At 76.8% G+C, this 9658-nt stretch carries 7 protein-coding genes and 1 pseudogene; 2 read left to right on the plus strand and 6 right to left on the minus strand.

Annotated elements, in window-relative coordinates; genetic code table 11:
• Positions 1-2: 2 nt before the first annotated feature.
• The 6 genes and pseudogenes from BS72_RS08920 to BS72_RS08945 all read right to left on the minus strand — a co-directional run.
• A complete protein-coding gene (locus BS72_RS08920; protein WP_078901173.1) occupies positions 3-563 on the minus strand; it encodes a thioredoxin family protein in 561 nt (186 codons plus the stop codon).
• A 166-nt stretch (positions 564-729) separates the two neighbouring features.
• Positions 730-2628 carry a 3D-(3,5/4)-trihydroxycyclohexane-1,2-dione acylhydrolase (decyclizing) gene (gene iolD, locus BS72_RS08925; RefSeq protein WP_037908496.1) on the minus strand — a complete coding sequence of 633 codons (1899 nt, stop codon included), beginning with the start codon at positions 2626-2628 and terminating at the stop codon, positions 730-732.
• Positions 2625-3542 (minus strand): 5-deoxy-glucuronate isomerase, encoded by a 918-nt coding sequence (gene iolB / locus BS72_RS08930; RefSeq protein ID WP_407638949.1) that lies wholly within the window; start codon positions 3540-3542, stop codon positions 2625-2627. Before iolB ends, iolD begins: the two co-directional genes overlap by 4 nt.
• The gene (gene iolC, locus BS72_RS08935) at positions 3539-4789 is read right to left on the minus strand and encodes a 5-dehydro-2-deoxygluconokinase (protein WP_078901174.1); all 1251 of its coding nucleotides are present in this window, start codon (positions 4787-4789) and stop codon (positions 3539-3541) included. Before iolC ends, iolB begins: the two co-directional genes overlap by 4 nt.
• The gene (locus BS72_RS08940) at positions 4786-5634 is read right to left on the minus strand and encodes a TIM barrel protein (RefSeq protein WP_037908497.1); all 849 of its coding nucleotides are present in this window, start codon (positions 5632-5634) and stop codon (positions 4786-4788) included. Before BS72_RS08940 ends, iolC begins: the two co-directional genes overlap by 4 nt.
• A gap of 203 nt (positions 5635-5837) precedes the next feature.
• Positions 5838-6863 (minus strand): annotated as a pseudogene (locus BS72_RS08945) (Gfo/Idh/MocA family protein); the annotation flags it as partial.
• A gap of 1018 nt (positions 6864-7881) precedes the next feature.
• Here BS72_RS08945 and BS72_RS08955 point away from each other — a divergent pair.
• Together BS72_RS08955 and BS72_RS08960 are read left to right on the plus strand one after the other, a co-directional pair.
• On the plus strand, positions 7882-9042 hold the full coding sequence (locus BS72_RS08955; RefSeq protein ID WP_037908499.1) for an ROK family glucokinase: 1161 nt from the start codon (positions 7882-7884) through the stop codon (positions 9040-9042).
• Positions 9039-9650, plus strand: coding sequence for a hypothetical protein (locus BS72_RS08960; protein WP_232792287.1), 612 nt, complete (start codon positions 9039-9041; stop codon positions 9648-9650). The genes BS72_RS08955 and BS72_RS08960 overlap by 4 nt, the downstream gene beginning before the upstream one ends.
• The last annotated feature ends 8 nt before the right edge of the window (positions 9651-9658 follow it).

Genomic DNA, 9658 nt, shown 5'->3' on the forward strand with positions numbered 1-9658 from the left:
GCTCAGGCCCACTTCATCAGGAACGCGTCCACCTGCGACTCCGGCATGCTGCGCGCGTTCTCGAACTGTCCCTGGTCGGTGGCCACCTTGACGCTGCCGTTCGGGTCCAGGACGACGAGGGCGGGGATGCCGCTGGTGTCGAGGTCCAGATAGCGCTCGGCGATGGCGATGTTGTGGTCGAACTCGCCGACGTCGACCCGCACCACGTGGTACCCGGTCAGCAGCTTCGCTGTGGCGGGGCGAGCGAGGGTCCGGCCCAGGACCTGGCAGTCCGGGCACCAGTCAGCGCCGAAGTCGATGAGGACGGGGTGGCCGTCGGCCTTGGCGGCGCGCTGCGCGGCGGTGATGTCGGCGGCGGCGTCCCGTCTCGGGTCGTACGCGGCCACCGCCGCGGGGGAGGCACTCGCCGGGGTGGTCGGGGGTGCCGTCGTGGGCTGTCGGGAGGCCGAGGCCGAGGAGCCGTGGCCGCCGCACGCGGCCAGCGTCAGCAGCAGAACGGCCGCTTGCGTCGCCAGGGCACGGCGCGTCCGGGCGGCACGGACCGCCCCACTCCACTTCGTCAAGGCCCCCCCAGGGTTTCCGAACGTGAGGCGCGCACTCTACCCCGCCGGGCACCCGCCGGCGGACGCGGTCACCGGCCGGCCGGTCCGTGACTCCGGTCCGTGACTCCGGTCCGTGACTCCGATCCGGGCCTCCGGTCCGGGACTCCGATCCAAGCCTTCGGCCCGGTCATGGCCGGTCAAGGCCGGTCCGGTCGTGCGCCGCCCGGTCGTACGCGGTGCGGGCCGACCGCGCGGCCGGGCGGGTGGCCGTCTCGGCGACGGGGACGTTCCACCACGCCTCCGGCGGCGGTGCGGGCCGGGACGGATCGGTCTCCACGTAGACCGCCGCGGGCCGGGGAGAGTCGCGGGCAGCCGTGAGGGCCGCCCGCAACTCCCCGGCGGTGCGGGCCCGATGGACCTCAAGGCCCAGGCTGGCCGCGTTCGCCGCGAGGTCGACCGGCAGCGGCTCGCCGGTGAACGTGCCGTCCTCCGCCCTGAACCGGTAGGCGGTACCGAAGCGTTCGGCGCCCACCTGCTCCGACAGCCCGCCGATGGAGGCGTATCCGTGGTTCTGGACGATCACCACGGTGATGGCCACGCCCTCCTGGACGGCGGTGACCACCTCCGTCGGCAGCATCAGGTACGTGCCGTCGCCCACCAGCGCGAACACCTCACGGTCCGGGGCCGCCAGCTTCACCCCGATCGCGGCCGGGATCTCGTAGCCCATGCAGGAGAAGCCGTACTCCACGTGGTACTGCTCCGGGTCGCGTGCCCGCCACAGCTTGTGCAGGTCGCCCGGGAGCGACCCGGCCGCGTTGACGATCACGTCCCGGTCGGCGAGGACGGCGTCGAGCGCGCCGACCACCTCGCCCTGCGACAACCCGCCGCTCCGGGGAGGCTCTTGGGGTCCGGGCTCCTGGGGTCCGGCGACCGGCTCGGGCCGGTAGGTGCCGCGGAAGACGGACTCGGTCAGCGCGTGCCAGGCTCGCGTCGACACCGCGCACGGCGGCGCCCGGAAGCCGGCCAGCTCCTCCGCCAGCGCCTCGATACCCGCCCGCGCGTCGCCGACCAGGGCCAGGCCGTCCTGCTTGGCACCGTCGAACGCCGCGACGTTCAGGTTGACGAAGCGCGTGTCCGGGGCGAAGAGGGAGCCCGAGGCGGTGGTGAAGTCCGTCCAGCGGGTGCCGATGCCGAGCACCACGTCCGCCTGCCGGGCCACCGCGTTCGCCGGGGCGGTGCCGGTGTGCCCGACGCCGCCGAGGCACTGCGGGTGGTCCCAGCGCAGCGCGCCCTTCCCGGCCTGCGTCTCCGCCACCGGGATGCCGGTCGCCGCCGCGAACCCGGCCAGCGCCGCCGCGGCCTCCGAGTGCCGCACCCCGCCGCCCGCCACGATCAGCGGCCGGCGCGCCGACCGCAGCAGCCGTGCCGCCTCCGCCAGCGCCGACGGCTCCGGGCACGGCCGCCGCACCGGCCACACCCGTTCGGCGAACAGCCCGTCGGGGAAGTCGTACGCCTCCGCCTGAACGTCCTGCGGCAACGCCAGCGTCACCGCGCCGGTCTCCGCCGGGTCGGTGAGCACCCGGACCGCCTGGAGGAGCGAGGGGCCCAGCATCTCCGGCCGCCAGATCCGGTCGAAGTACCGCGACACCGGCCGCAGCGCGTCGTTCACCGACACGTCGCCCGCCCACGCCACTTCGAGCTGCTGCAGCACGGGGTCGGCGGGCCGGGTGGCGAACACGTCGCCGGGCAGCAGCAGGACCGGAATCCGGTTGACGGTGGCCAGCGCCGCGCCCGTCACCAGGTTGGTGGCGCCGGGCCCGATCGAGGTGGTGCACGCCATCGCGGACAGCCGGTGGCGGGTCCGGGCGTAGCCGACGGCCGCGTGCACCATCGCCTGCTCGTTGCGCCCCTGGTGGAACGGCATCGCCTCCGGCCCTGCCTCCAGCAGCGCCTGGCCGACCCCGGCGACGTTGCCGTGCCCGAACACCCCCCACATGCCCGCGATCAGCCGGTGCCGCCCGCCGTCCCGCTCCGTGTACTGCGCGGAGAGGAAGCGGACCAGCGCCTGTGCGACGGTGAGCCTCATACCTCGTCGTCCTCCACCCGCCCGGCGTCCCGCGCCGGGCCGTCCGGGGCCTGGTACAGCGGCAGGCGCGGGTCGGCGCCGGCCTCCCGCCAGGTGCCGCGCACCCAGGCGTGCGCCGGGTCGTCGCTGATCCGCCAGGCCCGCTCGGGGTCCGGGCCCGCCATCACGTTCAGGTAGTACATGTCGTACCCGGGCGCGGCCATGCTCGGGCCGTGCCAGCCGTCGGGGATCAACACGGCGTCCCCGGTGCGCACTTCGGCGAGCAGGTCGGTGCCGCCGGGGGCCGACGGGTACACCCGCTGGTAGCCGAGCGCGGCCGGTCCGCCGCGCAACTCGTAGTAGTAGACCTCCTCAAGGCGCGACTCGTGCGGGCCCGCCTCGTCGTGCTTGTGCGGCGGGTACGAGGACCAGTTGCCGCCCGGGGTCAGCACCTCCACCGCGATCAGCCGGTCGCACGCGAACACGTCCGCCGCGGCGAAGTTGTTGACCTGGCGGGCGGCCCGGCCGGCACCGCGCAGCTCCACGGGGACGCCGGCGGCCGGGCCGTGGCGGGCCGGCAGCCGCCGCGAGCAGCGCGCCCCGGCCAGGGCGAACCTGCCGCCGCGGGAGCTGGTCAGCACGGCCTCGGCGTCCCGCGGCAGATAGGCGAAGTCGGTCACCGCGCTGAACACGTCCGGACGTCCGTGCAGCGTGAACACCAGTCCGTCGACGGTGACCTCGCAGCCGCCGCTGAGCGGCAGCACGATCCACTCGCTGCCCTCCGTCGCGAACTCCCGCCGCCCGCCCGGCGGCAGCGTCAGCACCCGCAGCGAGGAGTACGTCCACCCGGCGCCCGCCGGGTCCACCCACAGGTCGTAGCCTTCCCGCGCGGTGCTGCCTGCCGGCAGGTGCGGGCCGGGCGTGTCCACCGTCACGACGCCTCCTCGCCCGCGCGAGGCGGGAGTTGGGACCGCTCCCGCCGCGGTCCGGAAGGGGCCGGCGGTCCGGAAGGGGCCGGCGGTCCGGCGGGGGTCGGCGGTCCGGCGGGGGTCGGCGGTCCGGCGGGGTCGGGGCAAGGGGGCCACCCGTCGGCGGGTTGGACCGCGGTGAGGTCCAACGGGCCGCGGTGCGGCGGGTGCAGAGGGAAGCCGCTCCGCGGCAGCAGGGCCCGTTCCGGGGAGGGCGGGACCTCGCCCGTCGCCAGCAGCGCGTCGATCTCCGCGCGGGTCGGCATCGCGTCCGCGCAGGCCAGCCGGGACGCCACGATCGCGCCCGCCGCGTTCGCCGCCCGCAGCACCCGGGCCAGCGGCTCGCCCGCGAGCAGGCCCGCGCACAGCGCGCCGCCGAACGCGTCACCCGCGCCGAGCCCGTTGGCGGTCTTCACCGGCACCGGCGGCACCCGCACCAGCCCGTGCGCGTCGGCGCCCAGCACCCCGGCCGGCCCCAGCTTCACCACGGCCGTGCCGACCCCGCTCCGCAGCAGCCGCCCGACCGCGTCCTCCGGGCCGCACGCGCCCACCGCCACCTCCGCCTCGGCCCGGTTGCCCACCGCCACGGTGGTGTACGCCAGGGCGCGGGCGTACAGCGCGGGCGCCTCCGCCGGGTCGGGCCACAGCATGGGGCGCCAGTCCAGGTCGAACCACACCTCGCCGCCCTCCCGCGCCGCCAGCGCGGCGAACACCGTCGACCGGGTCGGCTCCACCGCCAGCGCGGAACCCGTGATCCACAGCGCCCGCGCGTCCCGGACGGCCTCGGTGTCCAGCCGCTCCGGGGCGAGGCACTGGTCGGGGGCGACCGGCCGCCGGTAGAAGTAGATCGGGAAGTCGTCCGGCGGGAAGAGCTCGCAGAACACCACCGGCGTCTGGGCGTCCGGCACCGTGGCCACCAGCGCGTCGTCCACCCCGAAGCCGCGCAGGGCGCCGCGCACGTAGCCGCCGAACGGGTCGTCGCCGACCCCCGTCAGCACGGCCGTCCGCAGCCCCAGCCGGGCCCCGGCCACCGCCACGTTGCCGGCCGTGCCGCCCAGCGACTTGGCGAACGAGCGGACCTCCGCCAACCCCACGCCGCTCTGCTCCGGATACAGGTCCACGCCCACCCGGCCGACGGTCACCACGTCGTACCGGGCCCGGGGCCCGGCACCCGGCGCCGGCCCCTCCCGGACGTCCGCCGCGGCGCCCGTCACACCGCGTCCAGCCAGCGCAGCGAGGCCGCGACGTCGGCCACCGGACCCCCGCCCGGCGGAGGCTCCCGGTCCAGCACGGTGTCCTGCTCCATGACGTACCAGCCCTGGTAGCCCGCCGCCTCCAGCGCCTCGACCAGCCCGTCCAGGTCCAGCCCGCCCGAGCCCAGCGGCCGGTACAGGCCCGCGGCGACCGCCGCCGAGTACGTCGCCGAACCCGCCGCGACCTTCTCGGCACGGGCGGTGTCCACGTCCTTGAGGTGCACGTGCGCGACCCGGTCGGCCGCCTTGCGGGCCAGCGCCACCGGGTCGCCTCCGCCGACCAGCACGTGCCCGGTGTCCAGGCACAGTCCGACGCCGCTGCCGTCGAGCACCCGGGCGACCTCATCGGGCCCCTCCACCAGCGTGCCCACGTGCGGGTGCAGGGCCGCGGTGACGCCCTCGGCGGCAGCCGCCCCGGCCACCTCGTCCAGGCGGCGCAGCAGGGTCCGCCACGCCTCGGGGGGCAGCTCCGGCCGTTCGTCGTACCCGTCCGCGCCCGTGGCCGCGGCCAGCACCAGGGTGCCCGCGCCGGCCGCGGCGAAGCGCCCCAGCGCAGCCCGCACCCGCGGCAGCGGGTCGTACGCCTCCTCGTGCAGCACCACGGGTACGAACCCGCCGACCGCGGTGATCCCGCGCTCGGCCAGCAGCGGGCCGGGCAGGAAGCCGTCCGGGCCGAACTCGCTCGCCGTCACGCCGAGGCCCGCCATCTCGTCGAGCACCCGCCGCGGGTCCAACTGGTGGCCCCAACCCGGTACCTCGCACACGCCCCAGGAGATCGGCGCCGCCGCGATCCGCCCCCGCTTCATACGCCCACCCGTCCCGTCGCCTGCCCGGCCCGGCCCCCTCGGCCGCTGTGCCCCGCCGCCGTCCCACCACCTGGCCCGCTGCCCGTCCCACCACCTGGCCCGCCGCCCGGACCTGCGCCGGTCCGGCCGGTCTCCCCGGACTCCCCGGTGTCCCCGCTGCCCCTGGAAACCCTGGTGCCCCCGGTTTCCGCCGCCGCCTCGGCCACCTCCGCCACCGCCACGGGCCGGCGCTCGCGCCGGGACAGCTCGCACGCCTCCGCGACCAGCAGCGCCCGCAGCGCCTCCCGGGGCGGGCACGGATTCGCCGCCTCGCCGCGCGCCACCCGCAGGAAGGTGTCCAGCTCGGCGCGGTAGGCCGCGGCGAACCGGTCGAGGAACCCCGTCCAGGGCACCGCCGGAGGCCGCTCCCGCGCCTGCTCCTCCGGCCGCTCTTCCGGTGGGGCCAGCGGCGCGCGCGGGCCCAGGCCGACGGCCAGCTGCCGGGCGCTGCCGGCCAGCTCCATCCGCACGTCGTACCCGGCGGCGTGGTAGCGCGCCGCCGTCGCCGTGGCCAGCACCCCGCCCTCCAGGGTCAGCAGCACCGCGCCGGAGTCGACGTCGCCGGCCGCCCGGAAGAACTCCGCGCCCGTGTTCGCGCCGGCCGCGTACACCTCCGCCACCTCCAAGCCGGTCACCCAGCGGAGGATGTCGAAGTCGTGGACCAGGCAGTCGCGGAAGAGGCCGCCCGACAGCGGCACGTAGGCGGCCGGCGGCGGCTCCGCGTCCGAGGTGACCGTCCGCACGGTGTGGAGGGTGCCGAGCCGGCCGCCGCGCACCGCCTCACGGGCCGCCGCGTACTCGGCGTCGAAACGGCGCTGGAAGCCGACCTGCACCACCGCGCCGGCTTCCTCCGCGGCGGCCACCGCGGCCAGCGTGCCCGGCAGGTCCAGCGCGACCGGCTTCTCGCAGAACACCGGGACGCCGACTCGCGCCGCCCGGGCGACCAGCTCGGCGTGGGTCGCCGTGGCGGTGGCGACCACCACGGCGTCCGGCCGCGCGGCGCCCGCGCCGCCCTCCTCCGGGAGCAGCGCCTCGACCGGCACCGCGCGCCCGCCGTGCCGGGCCGCCACGAGGGCGGCCCGGTCCGGGGCGGAGTCGGCGACCAGCACCTCTCCGACGTCCGGGTGGGCGGCCAGCGTCGCCGTGTGGAAGGCGCCGATCCGCCCCGCGCCGATGAGCCCGATCCGCAATGGCCTACCCCTGTCCTCGTCGTCGCCCCGCCGGAGCGACCGCCGGTCCTGGCCGCCGTTCGCCCCGAACACCCGTCCGGGCCCGGCTCCGGGCCCTGGTGCCGCAGCCGGCCGCGGCACCCGCGCCGGAGCGGCCCCGAAGCGCGCCCGCCGGTCACCCGCCCGGCCGCTTCGCCGCCGTACCCGACGCCCGTGCGCCGTGCCCGCCGCCGAGTCGCGCGGTTCCGGACCCGGTCGGCGTGCCCGGCGTGGTCCCGCGCCCGCCGGCGGCCGTGTCCGCGGCCACCCCGGCGCGCCCGACACGCCCGCGCGCGTCGCCGCGCCGGGCCGTCCGCCCGGTCGTTCCCGCCCCCTCCCGCGACCCGTCCGTGCCGCCTTCCGCCATCATGCCGCGCTCACGTGCCCCTTTCCCGGGAAACGGGCTCCGACACCAGCGCGGCCGCCCCCGCGCGATCTTCCCGGGCGGGCTTGGGCCCGCGGACCCGGAAGATCGCGGGCCCGCGCCGCCCCTGTGGTGCTCGTCACACCCGCCCGGACCCGTTCCGCCCGGCGGCCCGCGACGCGGCGAGGGGGGCGCCCGGCGCATCGGGCGCCCTGGCCGCCGGCGCCGTAGGCTTGACCAGCCGGTACGGCGGACGTGCCCGCGGGCCGCCCCCCGCGGCCCCGTCCCAGGGCCCGGACACGGCACAATGGCGGCACGCTCCGGCGGGGCCGCCCCGTGCCCCGGCGTGCGCCGGCCGCCGCCGGCACGACGGAGCAGCAGGGCAGAGCAGCAGAGCAGGGCAGCACGACAGCAGGCCGGAACGTCGCCAAGGCGGCAAGGCGGCAGGTCGGCAGGGCACCACCGCAAGGCAGCTCGGCGGAGCAGGATGAAGCAGCACAGGACGGGGCAGCAGCAGAGCACCAGTACGAGTCGGAACGCCCCGACGCCGTGCCGCCGCCCGCGCGGACCGGGCGGCAGCCCGGCAGAGCACCAGCCCACCGTCACCCCCACCCGAGCCCATCCGGAGACCCCCGCTTGAGCGCCAATCGTGAACGCGTCTACCGCGGCGGCCCCGCCCGCGCCACGGTGTGGCAGAGCGTCGGCCTGCGCGACCGGCGCGAGCGCCGCTCGCACCTGACCGCGCCCCGCGTGCCCACCGTCGGAATCGACATCGGCGGCACCAAGGTGATGGCCGGAGTCGTCGACGCGGACGGCACCATCCTGGAGACACTGCGCACCGAGACCCCGGACAAGTCCAAGAGTCCGAAGGTCGTCGAGGACACCATCGCCGACCTCGTCCTGGACCTGTCCGAACGGCACGACGTGCACGCCGTGGGCATCGGCGCGGCCGGCTGGGTCGACGCCGACCGGTCCCGGGTGCTCTTCGCCCCCCACCTGGCCTGGCGTGACGAGCCGCTGCGCGAACGGCTGTCCGAACGGCTGCTGGTGCCCGTCATGGTCGACAACGACGCCAACACCGCCGCCTGGGCCGAGTGGCGGTTCGGCGCCGGCCGGGGCGAACCCGACCTGGTCATGATCACCCTCGGCACCGGCATCGGCGGCGCCATCCTGGAGGACGGCCACGTCAAGCGCGGCCGGTTCGGGGTGGCCGGTGAGTTCGGCCACATGCAGGTGGTGCCGGCCGGGCACCGCTGCGCCTGCGGCAACCGCGGCTGCTGGGAGCAGTACAGCTCGGGCAACGCGCTGGTCCGCGAGGCGCGGGAACTCGCCGCGCAGGACTCTCCGGTGGCCTACAACCTCATCGACCGGGTCGGCGGCCGGGTCCGCGACATCACCGGTCCGCTCATCACCGAACTCGCCCGCGAGGGTGACGCGATGTGCGTCGAGCTCTTCCAGGAGATCGGCCAGTGGCTGGGGGTGGGCATCGCCAACCTGGCCGCCGCGCTCGACCCGTCCTGCTTCGTCATCGGCGGGGGCGTCAGCGCCGCCGACGACCTGCTGATCGCACCGGCCCGGGACGCCTTCCGGCGCACCCTCACCGGCCGCGGCTACCGCCCGGAGGCGCGTATCGCCAAGGCCGAGCTCGGCCCCGAGGCGGGTATGGTGGGCGCCGCGGACCTCGCCCGACTGGTGGCCCGCCGGTTCCGGCGCGCAAACCGCCGCCGGGTCGAGCGCTACGAGCGCTTCGGGCGGAGTTACGGACGCAGCAACGAACGGCAGGCGAGCCAGTCGTGACGACCGCGGAGCAGCGTGGCCGGGAGGCCGCGGAACCGACCGCCACCAGCGGCCCCAGGCCGCCGCGCACCCCGCCGCGCTGGGTGCGCTGGACGGTGGTGCCGCTGCTGGTCCTGGTGCCGTTGGGGTACGTGGTCATCTCCGCCGAGCAGAGCCGCGCCAGCGGCCCGAGCGCCCGCCAGCAGCAGGCCGGCGAGCGGCTCACCCAGGTCCACCCGACCCAGCTGGAGCAGCGCATCTACCAGGTGCCGATCCCGCCGGGCGCCCGCTCCGTGCGCAACATGGAGCAGAACTCCTGGAACTCCAGCGAGCTCTACGCCGAGTTCGTCACCAACGCGGGCGGCCTGGACACCTTCCTCGCGCGGGTCGGCACCAGCCGCGCGGCCCTCACGGTCGGCAAGGTGACGATAACGGCCGCGCAGAGCAAGGCCGTCGGCTGGAACTTCGGCATCCCCCACACCTGGGCCGGGGTGAAGCTGACCCGGCCCGGCGACAAGCCCGACCACACCATCACCGTCGACCTGACCCACCCCGACCGGCCGCGCGTCTACGTGGTCTCCACCGTCAACTTCCGGCACGGTTTCCACGGCCTCCGGGGGGACGACTGAACGGTCCC

The organism is Actinacidiphila yeochonensis CN732 (assembly GCF_000745345.1).
Classification (GTDB): Bacteria; Actinomycetota; Actinomycetes; order Streptomycetales; family Streptomycetaceae; genus Actinacidiphila; species Actinacidiphila yeochonensis.